At 60.6% G+C, this 22,946-nt stretch carries 15 protein-coding genes; 11 read left to right on the top strand and 4 right to left on the bottom strand.

Features of this window, described 5'->3' with window-relative positions; all coding sequences use genetic code 11:
• The first annotated feature begins 152 nt into the window (after positions 1-152).
• From C8D82_RS09015 to C8D82_RS09045, 7 genes are all read left to right on the top strand, one after another.
• Positions 153-1,529, top strand: coding sequence for an MATE family efflux transporter (locus C8D82_RS09015; protein ID WP_116883952.1), 1,377 nt, complete (start codon positions 153-155; stop codon positions 1,527-1,529).
• Positions 1,530-1,646: 117 nt separating this feature from the next.
• A complete protein-coding gene (locus C8D82_RS09020) occupies positions 1,647-3,038 on the top strand; it encodes a glycosyltransferase family 39 protein (RefSeq protein ID WP_207776098.1) in 1,392 nt (463 codons plus the stop codon).
• A complete protein-coding gene (locus C8D82_RS09025; protein WP_116883954.1) occupies positions 3,038-4,726 on the top strand; it encodes a phospholipid carrier-dependent glycosyltransferase in 1,689 nt (562 codons plus the stop codon). The genes C8D82_RS09020 and C8D82_RS09025 overlap by 1 nt, the downstream gene beginning before the upstream one ends.
• A 1-nt stretch (position 4,727) precedes the next feature.
• On the top strand, positions 4,728-5,303 hold the full coding sequence (locus C8D82_RS09030; protein WP_116883955.1) for a class I SAM-dependent methyltransferase: 576 nt from the start codon (positions 4,728-4,730) through the stop codon (positions 5,301-5,303).
• A gap of 527 nt (positions 5,304-5,830) precedes the next feature.
• Entirely contained in the window at positions 5,831-6,898 is a 1,068-nt protein-coding gene (locus C8D82_RS09035; RefSeq protein WP_116883956.1) for a substrate-binding domain-containing protein, read from the top strand.
• Positions 6,899-6,911: 13 nt separating this feature from the next.
• Positions 6,912-7,601, top strand: a complete 690-nt coding sequence (locus C8D82_RS09040) for a DUF1559 family PulG-like putative transporter (protein ID WP_116883957.1) — start codon at positions 6,912-6,914, stop codon at positions 7,599-7,601.
• 25 nt (positions 7,602-7,626) lie between these two features.
• Entirely contained in the window at positions 7,627-9,942 is a 2,316-nt protein-coding gene (locus tag C8D82_RS09045; RefSeq protein ID WP_116883958.1) for a glycoside hydrolase family 5 protein, read from the top strand.
• On the opposite strand, the gene C8D82_RS09050 is transcribed toward C8D82_RS09045, so the two are convergent.
• From C8D82_RS09050 to C8D82_RS09065, 4 genes are all read right to left on the bottom strand, one after another.
• Positions 9,934-10,113: a hypothetical protein gene (locus tag C8D82_RS09050; RefSeq protein ID WP_116883959.1), complete on the bottom strand. Its 180-nt coding sequence runs from the start codon at positions 10,111-10,113 to the stop codon at positions 9,934-9,936. The two genes, C8D82_RS09045 and C8D82_RS09050, sit on opposite strands and share 9 nt — an antisense overlap.
• 687 nt (positions 10,114-10,800) lie before the next feature.
• Complete coding sequence (locus tag C8D82_RS09055) at positions 10,801-12,063, bottom strand: acetylxylan esterase (RefSeq protein WP_116883960.1); 1,263 nt, start codon at positions 12,061-12,063, stop codon at positions 10,801-10,803.
• A 174-nt stretch (positions 12,064-12,237) separates the two neighbouring features.
• Positions 12,238-12,738: a flavodoxin gene (locus C8D82_RS09060; RefSeq protein WP_116883961.1), complete on the bottom strand. Its 501-nt coding sequence runs from the start codon at positions 12,736-12,738 to the stop codon at positions 12,238-12,240.
• A 32-nt stretch (positions 12,739-12,770) separates the two neighbouring features.
• On the bottom strand, positions 12,771-13,391 hold the full coding sequence (locus tag C8D82_RS09065) for a DUF3793 family protein (RefSeq protein WP_116883962.1): 621 nt from the start codon (positions 13,389-13,391) through the stop codon (positions 12,771-12,773).
• 210 nt (positions 13,392-13,601) lie between these two features.
• On the opposite strand from C8D82_RS09065, the gene C8D82_RS09070 reads away from it, so the two are divergent.
• The 4 genes from C8D82_RS09070 to C8D82_RS09085 all read left to right on the top strand — a co-directional run bounded on the left by C8D82_RS09070 (position 13,602) and on the right by C8D82_RS09085 (position 22,868).
• Positions 13,602-15,209 carry an ArnT family glycosyltransferase gene (locus C8D82_RS09070; RefSeq protein WP_116883963.1) on the top strand — a complete coding sequence of 536 codons (1,608 nt, stop codon included), beginning with the start codon at positions 13,602-13,604 and terminating at the stop codon, positions 15,207-15,209.
• A 170-nt stretch (positions 15,210-15,379) separates the two neighbouring features.
• Complete coding sequence (rpmA, locus tag C8D82_RS09075) at positions 15,380-15,634, top strand: 50S ribosomal protein L27 (protein WP_116883964.1); 255 nt, start codon at positions 15,380-15,382, stop codon at positions 15,632-15,634.
• A 174-nt stretch (positions 15,635-15,808) separates the two neighbouring features.
• Complete coding sequence (gene obgE, locus C8D82_RS09080; RefSeq protein ID WP_165832963.1) at positions 15,809-16,825, top strand: GTPase ObgE; 1,017 nt, start codon at positions 15,809-15,811, stop codon at positions 16,823-16,825.
• A 592-nt stretch (positions 16,826-17,417) separates the two neighbouring features.
• Entirely contained in the window at positions 17,418-22,868 is a 5,451-nt protein-coding gene (locus C8D82_RS09085) for a PAS domain-containing protein (RefSeq protein ID WP_116883966.1), read from the top strand.
• Positions 22,869-22,946 lie beyond the last annotated feature (78 nt).

The following is a 22,946-nucleotide window of genomic DNA, read 5'->3' on the forward strand; positions in this document are numbered from 1 at the left end:
AGAAAATCTTTCAGCTCCCACGGATTTTCTGCTTGCTTTTCCATTTTCTCCGTTGTATAGTACTTCTCATTGAACCAGTTTCAGGAAAACTTTAGTAGAGATAAGCTCTTAATGCGGTAAACCGGGGCTGCCGCCAAAAGGAAAATTTTCGCATGATTCAGGATATGACCCGCGGGCGGCCCTTCGGACTGCTGCTCCGCTTTGCTTTGCCGCTGCTGGTCGGCAATATCTTCCAGCTCTGCTACGGCATCGCCGACACCGCGATCGTGGGCCGGGTGCTGGGCGCGGAGGCGCTGGCGGCGGTCGGAGCGACGACGGCGCTGCAATTCCTGCCGTTCGGCCTGTTTTTCGGGCTGACCAGCGGTCTGACGATCGTGACCGCCCAGCGGTTCGGGGCGGGCGACCACGACGGAGTACGCCATTCGGTCGCGATGTCTGCCTATATCGCCGCCGCCCTGACGGCGATCTGTTCGCTGGTATTCGTCTTTGGAGCGCGATGGATGCTCCAGTTGCTCCATACCCCGCAGTCGATCTTCCCGGAGGCGGAGCAGTACCTGACGCTGATCCTCGGCGGTTCCTGTTCGCTGGTCTTTTATGTGATGCTTTCAAGCATCCTGCGCGCACTGGGGGACAGCGTCACGCCGCTGTATTTCCTGATCTTCTCCTGTCTGGTCAATATCGGGCTGGATTACTGGTTCCTGACCAGCTTCGGCTGGGGAGTACGGGGCGCCGCCGCGGCGACGGTGATTTCGCAGGCGCTGTCGGGGGGGCTTTGTCTGCTGCTGATCCGCCGGAAATTCCCGATCCTGCGAATGAGGAAGCGGGACTGGCGCTGGGACTGGCCGTTCATCTGCGAACACCTGCGCATCGCCTTGCCGATGGCGCTGCAATTCTCGATCATGGCGCTCGGCAGCATCGTGCTGCAGTTCAAGCTCAACGACTTCGGCACCGAGGCGATCGCCTCCTACACCGCTTCGCTGCGGCTGGATCAGATCGTACTGCAGCCGATGCTTTCGGTTGGAGTGGCGATGGGAACGTTCACCGCCCAGAATTACGGGGCGGGACGGTACGGGCGCATCTATCAGGGGTTCTCGGCGGCGTTCCGGATGGAGCTTTACTTTGCACTGGCGGCGGGCTTTGTGTTTCTGCTGTTCGGCAACTCCTTTATCCGGATCTTCCTCGAACACCCGTCGGAGGAGATCGTCAACGATGTGCGGCTCTACATCCTGACCGCCGCCGGAATGTACTGGGCGCTGGGCGTGCTGCAGGTCTACCGCCATGCGCTGCAGGGGATGGGGCATGCGGTGGCGCCGATGCTTTCCGGAATCATCGAAATGGCGCTGCGCATGGGAGCCGCGCTCTTTCTGTCGATGCCGTTCGGCTACTGGGGGATCTGCCTGGCCAATCCGCTGGCATGGCTCGGGGCCACTCTGCAGCTGGGAATCGTTTACCATATCGTGATCCATCGGTTGAGAAAACGACACCGCGCGGTTGCGGAAGGGCGCCTGGGAATGTTTCAGGGGGATTAAATCCGCTCCGGCGTTGACAGGGAGGGAATCCGGGAGTATATTGAACAAGACGTTGTGCTTGAATCACGCGGCAGGCGGACTGCGCCGCCGTTTCCGGAAAGAATCCGGGAGGATTGTGTGTTTGTATTGGAGTCGATGAAGCGATATTATAGATATCTGGCGTTTGCGCTTCCCGCCGTGCTGTATGTCGGCACGATCTGGCAGCGGCCTTTGTTCTTTCCGGCGGAAATCAATGCCGCCGAGCTGTTGCGCCGAACCGCCGTCGCGGGCGGAAACGGCGTGGCGCTGCTGGGCTCATGGAGTGTGAAGCTCTTCGGGGCGAACCTTTTCGCGGTGCGGCTGCCGAACGCGCTGGTAGTGCTGTTGACCGCTCTGCTGATCCGTGCCGTGGCCTCCGGTTGCGGCAACCGTAAAACCGGGGACGCGGCCGCATTGATCTACCTGACGACCTTCTTCGTGTTCGCTTTCGGCACCGCCGCCGGAACCGGCGCGTTTTTCACCTTGTTCTGCTCCGGAGTTGCGGCCGGCCTGATCCGGGCGTTGTCCGATGGGAAACTGCCGGTCCGCATCGCCGGAGGCGCGGGAGCGGCCGTCTCGGCGGCGCTGGCGGTCTGGTACGGCATGTCAGGCGGAGCGGCTCCCGGTTTCGTACTGTGGAAAACGCTGCTTTTCCTGCTGGCGGGCATGCTGCCGTGGCTGTTCTTTGCGCCCGCGGCGTTGAAGGGGTTCCGGCTGGGCGGGGCGGCTTACCGGAAACAGCCGATCTTCCTGATCCCGGCGGCGGCCGTTGCGGTCTGGCTGGCCGCCGTGATCCTGTGGAACGGCCGGCTGCCGGACGGGGCGCCGGCGGCCGGATTCCCGATGCTGGCGATCCTGATGGCGGGCGGCCTCGTGCGTTACGGCGAAGCGGGCGATCTGGTCTACGTGAATACGGTGCTGCGTTCGCTGGTGCGGATTTTCCTGCCGCTGCCGCTGCTGCTGTTTCTGCTTCAGGCGGCGGCCCGTTTCACCGGCAAGGTTCCGCCGGAGTTTGTGGTGTACGGCAGGAATGAAAATTATTTCATGCCGGTGCTGGCGCTGGTGGTGACGCTGGTCTGGCTCCGGATGGCGGAGCGGGAGTACCGGCAGCAGTTGAAATTCGTGTTTTTCTGTGTCGGCGTCGCCTTTCTGCTGCTGGCAGCGCCGGGTTCGCTGCCGCAGCGGATGCTGCGCGGTGTGGCGCCGGAGCCGTTTCTCGGGATGGTGCTGGAATCGCGGCTGGATGCGGAGCCGGTGATCGTCGCGCGCCCCGGAGTCCGCGCGGCGGTTGCATGGACGCTGAAGCGGGACGATGTCCGGCAGTGGACGGGAGACGGCGGGCCGGAGGAGCCGGCCGGAGTCCCGTCCCGGACTCTGGTGGTGGTGACGGATGACCGGCGGGACCTTGCGAAGCTGCCTGATCCGAAGACCTACTTCCGTTTCGGCAGGTGGTATGTGGTGTGTTATGATTCGCTCAAGGAGAAGCGTTGATGAAGTATTTCTGGCTGTCGTTCCTGTTTTTCGTGGTCGCCTACCTGGTGCCGTTGGGCGGACGGCCGCTGGTGCCGCCGGATGAGTTCCGTTACGCGGAAATCCCGCGCGAAATGATGGATTCCGGCTCCTATGCGGCTCCCCATCTGCTGACGGTGCGCTACTTCGAGAAACCGGTGCTCGGCTACTGGATGACGGCGGGCTCGTTTAAAATCTTCGGACAGAACGCGTTTGCGCTGCGGCTGCCGTGTGCGCTCGGCGCAGGGCTGGCGGCGTTCCTGATCTTTTTCCTGGTGAACCAGACGCTGCGGGACGACAAGCTCGCGGCGCTCGCGTCGATGTTGTTCCTGACCTCCGGGCTGGTCTACAGCGTCAGCACCTTTGCCGTGCTGGACAGTCAGACCACCGGCCTGATCACCGGTATTCTGGTCACGTCGTTTCTGGCGGTGCTGGAGCCGGGTTTCACCCGGAGACGGGTGTTGCTGCTGGCATTGTGCGGTTTGTTCGCCGGGCTGGCCTTCATGACCAAGGGGTTCATCGCATGGGTGGTGCCGGGGTTGGCGATGGCCGGATTCCTGATCTGGGAAAGGCGCTGGAAAGAGTTTTACCTGCTGCCGTGGATTCCGGCGGTGGTGGCGCTGGTAATCGTCGCGCCGTGGGCGCTGGCGGTGCACCGGGCGGAACCGGATTACTGGAACTACTTCGTGATGATCGAGCATGTGCAGCGTTTCACCGCCAAAACCGAAGGGCAGCATCCCGAACCTTTCTGGTACTATATCCCGGTGCTGCTGGGAGGCGTGTTTCCGGCGGCGTTCCTGGCCCCGGCGGCGTTTGCGATCGGTCGCAAAGCATGGGGGAAACTGCTGGCTCAGCCGCTGTACCGGTTCTGTGTGTGTGCGGCGGTGCTGCCGTTTCTGTTTTTCTCTGCTTCGAGCGGTAAGCTCGGCACCTACATCCTGCCCTGTTTCCCGCCGCTGGCGGTGCTGGGAGCGGGGGCGGTCGCCTGTTATTTCCGAGCCGGCGACGGCCGCAGCCGGGCATTCCACCGGGTGATGAACTTCTGGGGAGGCGCGCTGGTGCTGGCCGGAACCGGGGTGCTGGTGATCGAACTGGGCGGCTTTGAATCCTACTTCGCCGAACACCGGGTGCTCGCGGTGCTGACCGGCGCAGCCGGATTGGTCTACGGGCTGGCGCTGCTGCTGACCGCAAAACAGGTGTGGCGGGTCCGGCTCTATATCTTTTTCGCCGGTTTCGCGGCGGTGCTGGCGCTGGGCGGCTGGGCGATTCCGGAAGGGATGATCGGCGACAAGATGCCGGAACGGGCCTTGAAACAGCTGCCGGAAAAGCTGGGCTTCGACACGCGGAAGGCGGTGCTGGTCACCCATCCGGCTTATATGCACGCGGTGGCGTGGGTGTATCACCGCCCGGATGTGCGTTCGCTGAATACGGTCGGTGAATTGGATTACGGCGACGGCGAGGCGGAAAAGCGCGGGGAGCCGCGGGTCTTCATTTCCACCGCCGAGCTGGTGAAGCTGTTGAAGAAGCCCGGCCGTCCCGGAGTTGTCTATATCACCCGCGAAAGCCGGGAATTCAAACTCCCGGAGCCGTTTCCGCACCAAGAGGCGGTGATCGCCGAGATGAAAGCGATTTATTTCCCGCCGCTTCCGGCTGCGGAGGAGGTGAAGTAAGATGGGAAAAGCGGTTCTGTTCAAACGGTTCCTGCAACACCCGACTCAGGTTGGGGCGCTCTGCCCGTCCTCCTGCGCGCTGTGTCGCGCGATGGCTTCCGAAATCGGCGTCGAAAACGCCGGGCTGGTCGTGGAACTGGGACCGGGGACCGGCGTGATCACCCGTGAGCTGGTCCGCCGCCTGCCGGAGAACGGCAAGCTGCTGGCGGTGGAGTTGGATGAACTGCTTTGCGAGCACCTGAAACGGACTTTCCCCGAAGTCGAAATCTGCCACGACAGCGCCTCGAATCTGGGCGGCATCCTGAAGGAACGCGGGCTGCCTCCGGTGAATGCGGTGGTTTCGGGGCTGCCGTGGGCGGTCTTTCCGGAGTCGCTGCAGCGTGAAATCCTGGGTGCGCTGGTCGAAAATCTTTCGGAGGGAGGTTACTTCGCAACCTTTGCTTATTTGCAGGGACTGATGCTCCCCGCCGGAATCCGTTTCCGCAAACTGCTGAATGAACTGTTCAGCGAAGTGACCACCAGCCGGGTGGTCTGGAAGAACCTGCCCCCCGCACTGGTCTACCGCTGCCGCAAGTAACCTTGCCGGGTACGGTTTTGAATTTTTACTGCGCAAAAATTGCAAAACCGGAATTACTATCTATCAGTTTATCGGCTCTATCGGCGATACTCCGCACCGGCACGTTGCCGGTCGTGATCCAACGGCGAAACCGTTGGCCGCCGGAGGCCATTTGTGCGTTATGCGCCCAGCTACCGGAGCCTGATTGAAAGTCAGGCCGCGCAGCGCACAAGGTCTGCCGCCCGACAGGGCGGGCAGACCCGCCTGCCTTCAAAACGGCAGGCTCCCCCGTGACTCGCCTCCGCCGAACGTCGGCTTCGGTAACCGGGCAAAGTGCCTTGCCTGTCGGAGACAGTCACGGCAGCGGCAGCTTACCGCCGCTACTGCGCCCGGCTGCCGGAGATGCGGTTGCAAATCAGGCCGCAGTTCCTTCTACGTATCCAGCCGTGTGCGCTGAAATATTCGGATTTTTTTGCACACACCTATTGTGTTTACTGTGTGCATCCGGTACAATATAAGTAACGGAACGCAATTGAAAGACACACAAGATGAAACTGGAACCACAAGTGGAACAGCTCTGCCGGACACTGGACCGGGAGCTCGACAATTTCCCGGCCGGAGTTAAATTCTACTCCGTGCGCAAATTGCTCGACAAGTTCAAATGCCACCGCCGGGTGCTGGACGAGGCGCTGGAGCGGCTCGAAAAAGACCAGTTGATTTCCCGTGTGCCGCAGGTCGGAATCTTCAGCAACGTCACCCGTAAGCCCGATGCCCGCAAGGTGCTGCTGATGCTTCCCGACTGGCCGAGCGAACTGGTGATCGAATGGGGCGTCTACGCAACGCAGTATACGGAGAATCATCCCGGCTGGCAACTGAGCAAGATCCTGCTGACGCCGGACCGCGACTCCATCTGCTCGATCACAACCGATGGGTACGATGCGGCGATCCTGATGATGCCGAGCACCAGCATTTCCCGGCCGGATATGCTGTGGCTGGCTTCGCAGAGCATCCCGATGGTGTTGCTTAACGTCGACACCGGCAGCTTTGAAATCAGCAACATCAAGTCCGCCGACGCCGATGGAGCCGCCCTGGCCTGTCAGTATTTCCATCGGAAAGGGCACCGCCGGATTGCATTGGTGCAGAGTGAACCGCACGCGCTGCCGGCGATGGAGCGGATTTCGGCATTTGTACGGATGGCTGATTTTCTGGAAATGGAGACCATCATGATCGACTGCCTGACTTCCAGCGGCGAATTTGCCCAGCACAAAGCTTATCTCGGCATGAAAAACTATCTGGAAGAACACGACGGCAGGATCGGTTTTACCGCCGTTTACTCAGTTTCCGGCGAAAGTGTGCCCGGCATCATGGCCGCGCTCCGCGAATATCATTACGAACTGCCGGACGACGTCGGCATCATGGCGCACTCCACCGAACAGGTCGGCCAATACTATCACCCCGCCCTGACCGCCGTCTGCGCCGACCTGAAAGCGGAGGTCGAAGCCGCTTTCACCGGGCTTGCCGCCCAGTTGGACGGGCATTGCCCCGCCTTCAAAACGACGATTCCGATGAAAATCATGGAACGGGCTTCCGTGCGAACCTGCAATCCCATCAACTGAAAGGATTTTACAAATGAAACTGCGCCGATTCACTTTAATTGAATTGCTTGTAGTAATTGCAATCATTGCGATTCTCGCCGCGATGCTGCTGCCGTCGCTGAACAAAGCCCGGGAGAAAGCCCGCGCGATCAGTTGTGTGAACAACCTCAAGCAGCTCGGACAGGGCCTGAGCCTTTACGGGGCCGACAACCGCGACTTCCTGCCGTACAACAAAAAGATGACCGAAGTGGAGGCGGCGGCGGGCAACAAGGTATTCAGCTGGCCGTCATTGATGTTCGACTACATCGGCGGTTTTGCGGCGGTGCACTGCCCGTCGGACATGAAAAATCCGAACCTCGACGGCAATGTGAAGCCGCTGCCGCCGACGGTGGACGAGGCTTACTGGTACACCACCAGCTACCGGCTGCGCTTCCTGACCTACTACAGCGGCGAAACGCTCTCCCACCGGGGCACCACGCTGCCGATGTACAAGTATCCGTCGCGGCAGGTGCTGATGTACGAGGTGACCGCCAATCACGACGGCACCGGCATTGAATCGATCCGCGAAGGCCAGCCGATGATCGCCCGTGTGCTGTTCAACGCCGCGTTCGCGGATCTGCATGTTTCGCCGTGGGCGGTGATGAACGCGGGGCCGGTCTATGACCTCAACTGGTTCGGTCATGTGAACTCCACGGACCCCAGGCGCGGCTATGACGTCGAATAAGTTTCAAAAACGAAAGTGTCTGACCATGAATTTCTTCTGTAAACTGGCCTGTTCCGTTTCCTTTTTGCTGGCCGCCGGCGCCGTATGGGCCGGGACCGCGCCGCTCAGCTCCGCCGCCGATCCGGCGGTCTGGCGGCTCAACCTCGGTGAAACTCCGGGAGCGACGGCCCGGCTGGAACGGGACGCCGCGACCGGCGGCCTCCTGATCCGGGCGGGTTTCACCGGCGAAAGCGCCTATGTGGGCGCAATCCACGCCCCCGAACTGCCGCCGGGTGTCACGAAGCTGAATTTCCGGGTCACCGCCGACCGGGAACTGGAAGCGGGCCTCCGGCTGTTGGATGCCTCCGGGCGCAACTTCCAGACAGAACGTTTCAAACTGGCTTCGGGGCGTGAAACCACATTGCCGCTGAAGTTGGACGGTACCCGCTGGGAAGGGGCATGGGGCGGCAGCACGAATGCCTCGCGGCCCGTACCGCCGATCCGCGAGATACAGTTGCTGCTCAATCGCCCGGCAGAGCCGGAAGTTACGGTACGGCTCGCCGGCGTCGAACTTGAGGCCCCCTTCATCAACGCCAGGCCGTTCACGGGGGAAAATTTCAGGTTGGAGGCATTCGGCTGCACCGTGACCGGCAACTGGCGCAACGGCGCGGCTCCGGTTCTGGAGCTGGCGATTTCCGCTCTGGCGGAAGCCGCCGGGGAAGTGGTCCTGACATTCCCGGAAATGTTCCGCGACCAGACGGCCCGGTTTGCGGTCGAACCGGGCAGGACCGCCCGCCATCTCTGGAAAGCGCCGCTGACGCTCGGAGGCAATCCTTTCAACACCTATCGGATCGGCGCGGCGCTCCGGCTGACGGACGGCTCCTGCGCCGAGCGGGCCGTACTGCTGCGCGGCGCTGATTCGCCCGACTGGGAACGCCGCCTGAAAAGCTCCGAAGTCACCGCTTCGATTCTCGGTACCGGCACCCACTTCTGTTTCGCTCCCGAACCGACCGGCGGCTATGCCGCGTGGTATCCGTATGAACGGCTGATGGACAAAATCGCGGCGGCAGGCCTCAAGTGGGTGCGGGACGACTACTGGATGCGCCGCCCCGACGGCACTCCCGGCGCAACGCCGCAGCAGCTGGCCCGGCTCCGCGCCGCCAAGGCGCACGGCCTCAACACCATCGCGATGCTGCCGACCATGGCGGACCAGACGCTCGACTATTTTCTGGAAAACGTCCGCGCGTTCGTGACCGAAACCCGCGGCCTGGTGGACGTGTATGAAATCGGCAACGAGCCCAATAACTTCGGCGGCTGGATCCAGAAGTACGGCGGCACCTGGAACGCCCGCGAAAAGGACAACTCCACCTCCCGCTGGCTGATCGAACACGCGAAATACGTGAACGCCGCCGCCGACCTGATCCGGGAGCTGAAACCCGATGCGGTCGTGATTTCGGGCGGTTACGTGACCTCCAGCATCCTGCGCTTCCTGAAGAACGGGATTTCCCCGAATCTGAACGGGATCACCGACCATCCTTACAGCGCGATGACGCCGCCGGAACTGTACGCATTCGGCACCCCCTTCGACGGGCGCGACGGCGTGAAAGCGGGCGGCCCCAATCTGCATTTCTCCGAAGTCGTGCAGGCGTTCCTGCGCACCTTCCGTGAAATCGGCCGCCCCGACCTCTCGCTCTGGTACACCGAATTCGGATACACCACCTATCTCTATGGCGGTCAAAGGGAAAAAGGGAAATACACTTTCGCCGCCTACACCGAGGAGGCGCAGGCTGTCTATCTGGTGCGGCGTTATCTGTACTGCTTCACCCGGCCCGAAATCAAAGCCGCGCTGCAATATGACTTTCTGGACGACTTTCAGGGCAGGCAGTTCGATCCCGAAGCGAATTTCGGCCTGCTCCGGGCGGACTACTCCCCGAAACCGGCCTATTTCGCGTTGCAGAATCTGGCCACGTTTTTCAACGGCGTGCACAGCGATTCCCGGCTCGACGCGCAGGTCAAAATCGAGGATCAGCCGCTGCACCGGGCCGGAAAGCGCGGCCTGCTGATCGATTGGGATGAGAACGGCAAGGCGCTGATGAATGCGGACAACAGCATCCACGCCCGGCTTTTCCGCACCGACGGCGGCCTCCGCCTCGCGGTCTGGGATGCGAGGCCGGTCGGCGGGGAGTTTTCGCCCCGTTTCGCCGAAGTCCGGATCGCCGGAAAGGCGGCAAGCGCCGGAAAGACCGTCGGACTCGACCTGCTCAGCGGCAAGCGGTTCGACGTCCCCTCCTTCCCGGACGGCAACGACCTGATCCTGAAACTCAGCATCGGCAGCCGCCCGCTCGCCGTCACGTTATTCTGACAGGGGAGCCTGCCAAGGCGGCCCGAACCGGATCGCGGCGGCATCCGCCCGGTTCGGGCTGCTGGTGGAAACCTGCAGCCGCGTATAAGGCGCCGCCGGATCGTCATCGGCGGTGCAGGAAAACTCGAAAGGCAGAAAAGGATTTTTTCTTTCGATAGAAAATTTCGGCATATCCTTTGCTCCCTGATTTTATAGATTTTTCTTATCTTAATTTTTGCTCAAAGATAATATACTGCCTGAATCTATTCAAATCGAGTCGGAAATTCATTTTTCAGCCGCAATAAGATGATAATTTTCTTCCAGGAGGCAGGGAAATTACAATTTGCTTTTGCAGAGCATATATGTTATGTTAAAATATTTCGCAGGGGTGTTCCATGGGTACATCGTAGGTACACGAGAGCGACTTCAAAAAGAGTTTTTGAGAATTGTAAAATCTGTAAGTCATTGATGCAGAGTACGGCAGTTTTCAAGGCCCCAAGTTCCCGCCATCGAGGTGATTGCCGCATTGATTTCCATTTTTATACCGGACAGCGTTTCACAATCAAGTTGGATAAACATCACGATATACAAAAATGGTCGTGGTACTGAAGATAGCTCTATCGGGCAGGTTTGTATCCTGCACCTTCGGGCAGCAGACCTTGTGCGCTGCGCGGCCTGATTTTCAATCAGGCACCGGTAGCAGGGCGCTTCGCGGCGGCAAGGTGCCGCTGCCGTGACTGTCTTCGACGACAAGGGCGCTTCACCCCTTGACTCCGACCGGGTAGCACCCGGTGGCAGGTACTGTCGATAGAGCCGATAAACTGATAGATGTTACGCTCCGCCGGCCGCCGGAGGCAAAGTCCCCGGCTGAAAGCCGTATCAGCGGCCGAGGTGTTCCATGATTTCAGCTTCAGCGGTCCAGAAGACCGCTCCGGCGTGGCCGCAGTCCGGGAAGTTCAGGATCTCCTTGTCGCAGCTGCCGCACGCGTTGAAAGCGGCGTAGACCGACGACGGAGTCGACTCCGTATCCGAAAAACCGACGGTGAAGCGGACCGGAGCCGTGATCCGGCGGGCGAATGCGGCGCCGTCGAAGAAGGGGGCAACCCGTTCCATGCCGGCCTGCGAAATCGCGTGCGGCCACGGCGACATCCGCCCGGCCAGCTCTCCGGCCTGATCGCACATCGCCGGAGCGTTGGCGACCACGAAGCTGACGTCGCGGTCGAGAGCGGCGGCGGCGAGCGCCTGAAGCGCGCCCTGGCTGCCGCCGTGGACGATCAGGAAACGGCCGTCCCACTCCGGCAGGCTTTTCATGAATTCCAGTGCGCGCTGCACGCGCAGGTTCATATCGCGGAACACGGAATCCTCCGCCGAATAGACCGGCTGTTTCGCGTAGTCCTTGAGCGGCCCTTCGGCCAGCGCCCGGTAATCGGCTTCGGAGAGATCGTTGTAGAGTCCGTGCGCATTCACATTGAAAGCGAGCAGCCCGCGCGCCGCCCAGGTCAGGGGCTGGAAGGCCGGGCGGACGCCGGCGCCATGGAAGAACACGTAGGCCGGACAGGATTTGGGCTTGGCCCCGCGGGGCATCGACAGGATGCCGGAAACCGGCTTGGCTCCGGCGCAGGCCACCTGCACGTCGAAGCAGCGCACCCGTTCGCCGTACTCCGGCAGGACCGCCGGGATCACTTCGCGCTTGAGGACGCGCGGCTGCACCATATTGAGCCATCTGCGGTGGGCGCGCCAGAAGGAGTCGAAGCCGGTGATGTCCGGCACGGCGGCGATCTTTTCCGGCTCGACTCCGGCTCCGGCGGCGGCGGAAAGCTCGCCGAGGCTCACTTCCAGCCGCACGAATCCGGGGCGTTCGAGTTCGGTGCTGACTTCGACCGGGGTATCCCGCGTCACGAGCGGAAATTCGACCGGTTCGTGGTAGTCGCGGATCATCCGGCACTTGAGTCCGACGCCGGAACGGTACTGGTTGTTTTCAATCATCGCAACCAGGAAGGTGATCGGTTCGCCCGGCGCATAAACCGCCTCCGGAACCAGACTGCGCACACCTAATCGCGTCGCCGGCTTTTCCGCCGCATCCGGCAGATTCCACTCCGGGCAAAGTTTGTCATACAACGGCTGCACGTCCACTCTTACCATAGGGCACCTCGCATTCTGCAATATGGATCAATTTGTATCTATCGGGAAACATACCCCGTCATTCCTCAAAAAACAAGGGCTTTTCCTATGGAAAAGACAAAAAACCGCCCTGCCGTAATCACCCGAGTCCGGCAGGGCGGCCAACCATGGAGAAACTTTCTTGAAAGGAAACGGTTACAAACCGGCCTCCTTTTTCAACTGATCGCACCAGCGGTCGATCCGGTCCGGGGTCAGCTCCGGCTCGTTGTCGTCGTCGAGGGCAAGCCCGACGAAGCTGTCGCCCTCCTGCGCGGCGGACATCACATGGGAGTAGCCTTCCGCACTCCATTTGCCGACGACTTCCGCGCCGCGCCGCACCGCCTTTTCATGCAATTCCCCCATCGCATTCAGGAAGGTGTCGCCGAAGCCGGAGGAGTCGCCAAGTCCGAAGAAGGCGACCTTTTTACCTTTGAGATCGGCGTTTTCCAGCAGCGGCAGCCCGTTGATCCAGTCGTCCTGCAACTCCCCGCAGCCCCAGGTGGAGGTGCCGAGGATCAGCAGATCGGCGTTGAAGTCGTCCGCTCCGGCTTGCGCCACGTTCACGGCGTTTCCGCCCAGTTCCCCGGCGATGCGTCCGGCGGCACGCTCGGTGTTGCCGGTGCTCGATCCGAAAATAATCCGGATATTCTTACTCATTACTCACCTCTTTCTATACTGACCGGCGGACGTTATGCCGCCGCAATTACCCGATGAATCCGACTCAACGCCCGGTCGAAGGAGACCGAACGCTCCAATACACTTTGAATCGTCTGCTCCGCGCAGCGGTACTGCTCCATCACCCGGAGCGACTCTGCCGGGTCCCCCGCCACCCGCCACAGGCCGCGCGGCACCGCCAGGCAGGCCGCGGAATTTTCGATGAAGCCGCGCACGTCCTTGAGCGGATATCCGAGGAAAATGCCGATTTCATGCGGAAATTCCCTGCCGCTCCGGCAGCGCGCAATCAGTTCTTCCAGCAGCGGTTCCAGTTCCTGTGTTACAGGATAGCCGCAACTTTGCAGAAACTCCGCCGCCTCCGGTTCCGCCAAAGCCCGCGCCAGCCGGGCACGGTCGAAGAACAGCACCACCGATTCTCCCGCTTCGCTGCGGAGAATCCGGCACTCCAGCTTCAGCGATTCCATGACTTCGCGCTGGTGGACACAGAAAAGGTCATACTGCCGCCCGCCCGCCAGTTGCCGGCAATTGGTCAGCCGGAGCATCCCGGCCGGCTTCACCCGCAGAATCACCGGTGCGAGTTTCACCAGCAGATACTGCAGCAGCTGCCGCAGAAAGGGACATTTGGTCTGACTCATTCGCGCGATTCTCCATTCTTGCTATTAGTCTTGTCTAATTACAACATAATCCAAAAAGGGAAATAATTCAAGCACGAAAACTTAGATTGATCTAATTTTTTTGAAAAATTCTTTTTCTCCGCCCGGATTGATTAAAATCCGATCATATCAAGTGACAGATGCGCTCCGATATGCTATCTTATAAGGAAAACAACCCGGAGAACAAGAAATATGAATGAATTCTTCCTGAAACTGGGCCGGATTCCCGCCCGGAACTATCTGGTCTGGCTGGCGGTCCTGGCGGCGGTGTGGATCGGATGCGGCGTCTGGACCAACGGCGTGGCAAGCGGCGACGAAACCCGGGTGGCCGGGATCAGCGCCGAAATGGTATTCCGCGGCGACTGGCTGGTGCCGCGGCTGAACGGCGAACCTTTCCTGGAGTACCCGCCGCTGTTCTACTGGTTGCAGGCGATCGGCTTTTCGCTGTTCGGCATCAACGACTTTGCGGCGGCGGTTCCGGCGGCGCTGGCGGCGTTCGGCGGAGTGCTGACACTGTTCGCGCTGGGGCGGCGCCTCGGCTTTTCCGGCATCGGGGCGTTTCTCTCTTGCGTGCTGCTGCTGACCTGTGCGCAATATCTGTCGAACGCCCGTTCCTGCCGGGTGGATATGCTGCTGGCGTTCGCGGTGCTGCTGGCGGTTTACGGCTTCTACGCGATGTTGACCGAACGGAACGGCGCGAAGCGGTTCGGATTCTGGTGCGTCGGCACGGCCGGACTGGCGGCGGGGATTCTGACCAAGGGGCTGGTCGGCGCGGCGCTGCCCGCGGTCGCGCTCGGCGGCTTTCTGGTGCTGCGCGATATCCTGGAGCGGAAATTCCGCTGGAAAAACTATCTGGCGATGGCGGCGGGCGGGGCCGTCTCGCTGGTTCCGGTGGGAATCTGGCTCTGGCTGCTGTTCCAGCGCGAAGGACAGGGAGCTTTCGATACGGTGGTTTTCACCAACAATCTCGGACGTTTCTCCGGCAGTCAGGGCGATCATCTCGCGCCGGTCTACGAATATTTGCTCCATTTGCCCGAACAGTTCCAGCCATGGCTGGTGCTGCTGCTCGGCGGCATCTGGCTGCTTGTTCGGCAGTTCCGGCATGAGAAGCGGGAAACAGCCCTCTTTCTGCTCTGTTTTCTGCTGTTCCCCTATTTGCTGCTGACCGCCTCCTCCAGCAAACGGATGGTGTATCTGCTGCCGCTGTGCGCACCCTCCGCGCTGATCGCCGGGGAGTTCGCGCTGTGGGCGGTTGCCCGCTGGCGCGACTGCGGCTGGAAAGGGGCGGCGGCGCTCCTGAAAATCGTGCGATGGGTTCCGGCGGGCGTTGCCGTCGCCGGGCTGGCGGGGGCGTTCGGCGGAGTTCCCGGCTTCGCGGCCGGCACTCTGACAATCGGAACAGCGGTTGCCGCCTGTAATCTCCTCCGGAAACGGCGGGTTTCGGCGGCGGTGCTGCTGGTGCTGATTGCCGCCGGATTCCTGACCGGAACGGTCGAATCGATCGTGTGGCATCACCGGCAGGAAAAGGAGTCGCTGCGGGGCCTGTTCGAATATTGTTCCGGTCAGGCCCGGAGCACCGGTGCGGAACTGGTGTTGTACGATCCTCCCGAACGCACCTCCGGCGCGGCGAACTACTATCTGAAACGCAATGTGCGCGTGCGCAAAGACGCCGCCGGCTACGACGGCAAATCCCCGGAGCTGTGGATATTGCGCAACAAGCGGATCGAAGGCGGCATGGAATTCGCCGACTCCCACCGCGTGTATATACTGCCCTCCGAGCCGCCGCCGGTTCGGAAATGAGCCTTCCGGAAGCCGTTGCCGCTGCCGTATTTTCACGGGAGCGGGGAGATTCGGCAAGATTTTTCGTCAACCGGCTTGAATTTCCAGAAAGAAGGGTTATTTTAATAATTCGTCGATAGATGATTTGTGTTTAAACAAAATTTTTCATATAACGCAAGGATTTTTGAATCATGGCACACAAAAAAGGTCAGTCCAGCAGCCGCAACGGCCGCGACAGCAAGCCGAAATTTCTGGGTATCAAGGCGTTTGGCGGCGAAACCGTCTCTGCCGGTTCCATCATCGTGCGTCAGCGCGGCACCCGTTTCCGTCCGGGCAACAACGTCGGCTGCGGCCGCGACTTCACCCTCTTTGCCCTCTGCGACGGCACCGTCGAGTTCCGCAAGGAGCAGCGCAAGGTCAGCATCGTTCCGGCTTCCGCCAACTGAGCGGAAATCCGAAGCGATTCTGTTTGATAACGAAAGACCCCGGGAAGTTACTGTGATTTCCGGGGTTTTTTGGTGTCTGTTCCCCGGAAAGTTGTAAATTCCGGATTCGGCGGTACATTAACATCAGTATTGAGATGCGGAAGTCATAACCAGTTTTATCTGAGGAGTCATGAAGTGTTTGTAGACAAAGCGACCATCACGGTCAAAGCCGGTGACGGCGGCAACGGCTGCTGCAGTTTCCACCGGGAGAAATTCGTGCCGCGCGGCGGTCCGGACGGCGGCGACGGCGGTGCCGGCGGCAATGTGATCCTCGAAGCGACCAACAGCGAACAGAGCCTGGTCAGCCTGATTTACAACCGCCATTACCAGGCCAGAAACGGCGAGCAGGGCAAAGGCTCCAACATGCACGGCCGCAAGGCGCAGGACATCATCCTGAAGGTTCCGGTCGGAACCGTGATCACCGACCGCACCACCGGCGAACTCATCGCCGACATGGAGGAAAACGGCAAACAGGTCACCGTCGCAGTCGGCGGCCGGGGCGGCCGGGGCAATCCCCGTTTCGCGACCAACACCAACCGCGCGCCGCGCGAATGGGAGCCGGGCGAACCGGGCGAGGAGCGCGAGCTGAATCTCGAACTCAAAACCATCGCCGATGTCGGCCTGGTGGGATATCCGAATGCCGGGAAATCCACGCTGCTGCGCGCGGTTTCGGCGGCGCGCCCCAAAGTAGCGCCGTATCCCTTCACCACGCTTCATCCGGTGGTCGGCGTGATCGAATACCCGGATTATTCGCGGCTGACCGTCGCCGATATTCCGGGACTGATCGAGGGAGCGCATGACAACGTCGGCCTCGGACATGCATTCCTGAAACACATCGAGCGCACCGTCGTACTCGCCTACGTGCTGGACATGGGGGGCGTCGACGGCCGCCTGCCGTGGGATGACCTCGCGCATCTCCGCGAGGAGCTGGAACTGTATATGAAAGGACTTTCCAAGCGCCCGGCACTGGTCGTCGCGAACAAGATGGACCTGCCCGGCGCCGCGGAAAACCTTGAGCTTCTCCGCGCCGAACTGGCCAGCGAGCCGATTGAAATCGTCCCGGCCTCCGCCGCTTCCGGCGAAATCGGCGAACTGAAGGAAAAACTCCGCGCGATGGTGGAGGAACGCAAAAAGTCCCCGTTTGACTTCTAGGGGATGGGATGCCTCCGACGGCCGGGGGCGCGTCGCCCCTTGTCGCCGAAGACAGTCACGGCAGCGGCACCTTGCCGCCGCGAAGCGCCCAGCTACCGGAGCCTGATTGAAAATCAGGCCGCATAGCGCACAAGGTCTGCTGCCCGCAGGGCAGGCAGATCCGCCTGCCTTCAAAACGGCAGGCTCCCCTTGCGACTCGCCTCCGGCGGCCGGGGGCGTGTAACGTCTATCACAGCTTTATCGGCAGTACCTGCCTCCGGGTGCTATCCGGTCGAAGCCGAAATCCCGGCTCAAGAAACTCGCACACGGCGTTAATTTTTCAATATCTCCGGCCATGACGCCGGAGTTTCCGCCAGGTGAACCTTCCCCGCGGTCACCGGATTCGTCAGGAAGTGACTTTTTGCGAAAGTATGTTGCATCCTCATTTGCTTTTTTAATGAAACGCATCTATTTTACAATCAAGTTCCTTTATTTTTCAGCGTCAATTTGAAAAAGATGTTTTTTCGAATTCGCCGATAAGATTTTTCCGATTGTGCGCCGTAGTCATTTCCCCGAAAATCCGGAATCAACTATTTTCCAGGTATAAGTTCAAATGAGAGTCATCTGTTCCAAACGGATCCGGCATGGCATGCTTGTGCTGGCTGCGGTGTTGTTTTTCACTCCTGCCATTTCAAACGGCAACTCGCCGAATAAAAACGTATTGTGCATCATCTCCTACAGCGCCGACTACCAGTGGGCCAACGACATTCTCAACGGCCTGCGCCGCAATCTGCAGCTCAGTGATCTGGCGGCTGCAATCGAACTTTTCGAACTGAATGTCAGCACGCAGCCGGACGCCCGGCCCCGCACAGGCGATATCGCCCGTCTCCAGACCCGCCTGGACAGCTATCGCTATGACTCGATCGTGGTGCTTTCCAACCCGGCATTGGAGCTTTTCCTGCAGGGGAAACTGAAAACTCCCGATCAGACCCCGATCGTGTTCTCAAGCTATTGGGAGTCTCCCCGGATGAAGCGCGCCGGGTATCTGCCCAACATGACCGGAATCACGATGCCGCTCACCAACCGGATGAACATTCAACTGGGCATGAAGCTGTTCCCGACACTCAGAAAAATCGTGGTATTGACCAATCCCGCCGCCGACGGCCAGGCTGTCGCGGAGCAGCTTGAAAGCTACCGCGCCGACATCAGTTTCCCGGGTGAACTGACCATCCTGAGCGGCAGTGCCATTTCGACGGAAAAGCTGCTGACGTACCTGAAACACCTCCCGGCTGACTCGCTGATCCTCTACAACGACTGGTTCACCTCCGACGACGGCCCGAAGCTCTCCCGGAGCACATTGCAGGAGAAATTGCTGGAAAACACCCCGCATGTTCCTCTTCTGATCAATACCGACAGTATTCCGCTCCAGCGTCAATTCGCGATCGGCGGGGTGATGGTTTCCGGCGAAAAACTCGGCGCCCGGACCGGCGAACTGCTCCAGCAGGTTCTGCGCGGCGCTTCTCCTTCCAGCCTCCCGATACGGGAAATGGAAACCGAACAGCGGTTCGATCACCGGAAGCTGCAGGCGTTCGGCATCTCCTCCTCACGCCTTCCTTCCGGTTCGGTTGTATTGAACCGGCCTCCTTCCTTCTCCCGGAAATACGCGGACATTCTGCTGCCCGGAAGCATGGTGCTGGGGGGACTCCTGCTCGGCCTGCTGGCCTGGGCGCTGCTGCGCAACCGTTACAATCGGCGCATGCGCGCGATTTTCGACGCTTCTCCGGCCCGGTTGATGGTCGTGGACGCCACCGGCAAGGTCCTGTTCGCCCGGACCGGCGACCAGGACCCGTTCCGGGATGAGCTGCTCACCCTCCGCCGGATTTTCAAAGAGGAATTCACGGTATTGTGGGAAAGCTCCCAGCAGGTGCTGAAAACCGGGGAACCGCTTTCGGTGAATTATCCGGGGCTCGGCGGCCGCCTCCGGCGCGCCGATTTCCGGAAACTGCCCCGTGAGGTGTTCGGCACCGAAGCCGTGCTCTGGGCCTCCCTCGACATTGAGGAATTGCACCGGCTGCGGCTCAAATATCAGGAGACCGCCGAACAGATGCGCCTGACGCTGGAATCCATCGGCGACGGAGTAATCGTCACCGATGCAAAGGAGCGGGTCACGCTGTTGAATCAGGTTTCCGCCGACCTGACCGGCTTCTCCCCTCAGGAAGCTGCGGGAAAGAAGCTCGAAGATATTTTCAATATCGTCAGCTATGTCGACCAGTCCCCGGTTTCGTCTCCGCTGCGCAAAGCTTTGCAGACCCGGGAAATCGTGACTCTGGCGAACCATACCGATCTGATCGCAAAAGACGGAACGCGCCGCCATATTGCCGACAGCGCCGCCCCCATCATCGATCGCAACGGCGTCCTTGCCGGAGCCGTTCTGGTCTTCCGCGATGTGACTGCCGAGTACGAGCGGCGCGACCGCCTGCATGTCCAGAAGGCAGTCCTGGAAAAAGCCCTGACGGCGGGTGAGATGACCTTTTTCCGCTGCGACGAAAACCGGGAATTCCTGCAGGCGGCGAATGAGGCCTTCTGGCCCCGACGTGATGGAAAACCGCAGAAGGTCGAGGAGTGGATATATCCCGGCGACCTGCCGGAACTGCAGAACTGCCGTGAGGAGCTGTTTTCCGGAAAAAGGCGGGAATTCCGGCAGCTCTACCGGCTTCAGAAAGCGGAAAAATTCCGCTATTACGAAATTCTGATGTTCGACGATATTTCTCCGGTCAGCGAAAAAAAAGAGTTTTTCGGCATCATCCGCGACGTAACCGGTTTCCGCGAACGGGAACTGGGCTACCGGAACACCTCCGCGCTGCTCCATGACGTGCTGGATAACATCCCCGGCTACATCTGGGTCAAGGAAATTGAGCAGGGGCTGCGTCACCTGATGGTCAGCCGCAAGGTCGGCCTGCTGGTGGGGCAGAAGGAAAATGAACTGGTCGGCAAAACCGACGCCGAATTCCTGCCGCCGGAAAGCGCGGAACAATTCCGGCGGGCGGACGCGGCGGCCCTCGCCGAAGGGCGCAGCGAAGTCACGATCACATTGACGGACCGCTTCGGAAATGCCCACGATCTGAAGGTGGTCCAGACAGTGCTGGCCCGGCCGGACGGAACCCGGCTGCTGCTCGGCATCGGCGTGGACATTACCCGGGAGTTGAAGATGGAAGCGCAGCTCCACGAGAAGAACCGGCTGCTGGAGGATATTTTCGACAACCTGCCGACCCCGCTGTTCATCAAGGACTTCTACAACGAAGACCGCTATCTGTTCGCCAGCCGGACCTGCATTGACGCACTCGGAACGGAGCGGGAAAAGCTGATCGGCCGCACCGATTTCGATATCATGCCGATCGAACAGGCAAAGAAATTCCAGGCCGACGACGCACAGGCGATGCATCAGGGCGGATCGCAGATCATCATCGAGGAGCTTCCCCGGCCCGGCGGCCGTTTCATCAGGCTGCAGACCCGGAAGGTGCGGCTGCACCGCGAATCGGGCAACGACCTGCTGCTGGGGATCGGCGTGGATATCACCGAGCTGACGGAAAACCGCAATGAATTGAAGAAATCCAATGAGCTGCTGCATGCGATCATGGACAACCTGCCGTGCGCACTGTTCGTCAAGGATGCCGATCATGAATTCCGCTACCTGATGTACAACCGGGTGTTCGCCGAAGCATTCGGCCTGACCGGGCGGGAAGTGATCGGCCGGTGCGATCCCGAACTGCTGCTGCCGGAAAACGCCCGGCTCTGCGGGGAAAGCGACCGCGCCGCCCTGGAAGCGGGCGGAGTGTCCGACTTCCACGAGGAAGTGATCCTGGCTGACGGCCACCGGCATGCCCTGCGCTGCATCAAGGGAGTCGTCACGCATGAAGACGGACGCCGGCTGCTGCTCGGCATCAGCATGGACGTGACCAAGGAACAGGAGCTGGTCGGGGAACTGCAGGTATACGGAGCACAGCAGCGCGCCCTCAACGCGGCGTTGGAGAGCATCCTGCTTTCCGAGGATTTCCCGTCGGCCATCCGGGAGGTGCTGCGGCAGATCGGCGAGCAGGCCGATGCCGACCGGTGCTATATTTTCTCCCGCGATTACGAAAAGCAGTGCTCCTGCAATGAGTTCGAGTGGACGGCGCCGGGGATCGCCGCTGAAATCGATACGTTGCAGGACCTGCCGCTGATACTCTCCCCGGCATGGGAAGCGGCGCTGCAGAACCGTGAAGTGATCTTCTCCGCCGACCTCGACGCGCCGGATCAGTGCGCCGCCGTCCGGGAGGGTTACGAGACCCTGTCACGGCAGCAGATCCGCTCCATCCTGGTCACCGGCATCTGGCTGAACGGGACGCTCTGGGGATTCATCGGTTTCGATTACGTGCGCAAGCTGATCCCCTACCCGGAGATCGCCGAGAAAATGTTGACCGCGACTGCCCGCCTGATCGAAATCGCCCTGATCCGCAAGGTGCGCCAGCAGGAACTGGAACGCAGCGAATACGAAAAGAAGCTGATCATGGATACGATCAAGACTCCGATCATCCTGTATGACGGGGAGATGAACCTGCTGCGCGCGAACAATGCCGCCCAGCGGATCGCGCTGATCGATCCGGCCGCCGCCGCCGCCGAACATATCCCCTGCAACCGGATTTTCTGCGGAGAGGAAAACTGCCCCTCCAACTGCCCGGTCCGGCAGTCGCTCGACGACCACGCCGAGCATTGCTGCGAAATGCATATCCGCGGTAAAGATTTCCTGATCACCGCCAACCCGATCCTGCTCGACGGCCGGCTGGCCTATGTGCTCAAAACCATGCTGGACATCACGGAATTCAACCAGATCCAGCAGAAATTGACCCGTGCGGTCCTCGATGCCCAGAACGCCAGCAAGGCCAAGAGTTATTTCCTGGCCACGATGAGCCATGAACTCCGGACGCCGCTGAATGCGGTGATCGGCTTCTCGGAGCTGCTCCGGAACGATACTTTGCCGCGCAGCGAGCAGAATGAATATCTGCAGTCGATCAACTTCGCGGGCAACGCCCTGCTGAAACTGATCAACGATATCCTCGACCTCTCCAAGATCGAAGCCGGGCAGATTGTGATCACGCCGGAGCGGAACGACTTCCAGGCGCTCTGCCGGGAGATCTATTCGATCTTCCGGCTGCAGGCGGCGGAGAAAAAACTGGAGTTCACCCTCGAATGCGATCCGGAACTGCCCTATCTCTATCTGGACAATCTGCGGCTGCGGCAGATCCTGCTGAACCTGACCGGCAACGCGATGAAATTCACCAAAGCCGGTTCGATCCGTATTGTGATCGACTTCCGGCCGGAATCCGATGAAGCCGGAACCCTGACGATCCGGGTGATCGACACCGGCATCGGCATTTCCGAGCAGGGCCAGAAAACGATTTTCGAACCCTTCGTACAGGACCATGAAGTGCGGGGCAGCCACGCTTATCAGGGGACCGGCCTCGGCCTGACCATCTCCTCGCGGCTGATCGGCCAGATGGGCGGCAGAATGGCGCTCGACAGTAAAGTCGGCGAAGGAAGCTGTTTCACCGTGATCCTTGAGCATGTCCGGTACGAAAGGACCGGATTGCCGGAGGCGGCGGAAAAAGCTCCCGGAGAACAGGAGCCGGTTCTTATCCGGCCGCTTTCGCTTCTGCTTGTCGATGACGTCGCAATGAACCTGAAGGTGTTGGCGGCGATGCTCAAAAAGCTCGGAGTTTCCACCGAGTGCGCCTCTTCCGGCGCCGAGGCGCTGGAGCAACTGAAGTCGTTCACTCCCGATATGATCCTGACCGACATGTGGATGCCGGGAATGAACGGCACCGAACTGGCGGAAAAAGTGCGCCGGCTGCCGGACGGCAAACGCATCCGGATCGTGGCCGTCACCGCCGACACCGAGGCGAAAACCAACTTCGGCATCGAGTACTTCGACGACATCATGCTCAAGCCGCTGACGCTGGAAAAGCTTCGCAAACTGATCGAGTGCTTCCAGGAAGGACGCACCTTGGAAAACGGCTTTTATCTATAACACCTCCCGCCCCTCCGGAAACAGGAGGCCTCCCGCGCCGGCAAGCCGGTATTCCGTCGGGTGGCCAACCGCCGGAAC

Origin of the sequence: Victivallis vadensis, assembly GCF_003096415.1 — a bacterium.
GTDB classification, from domain to species: Bacteria; Verrucomicrobiota; Lentisphaeria; order Victivallales; family Victivallaceae; genus Victivallis; species Victivallis vadensis.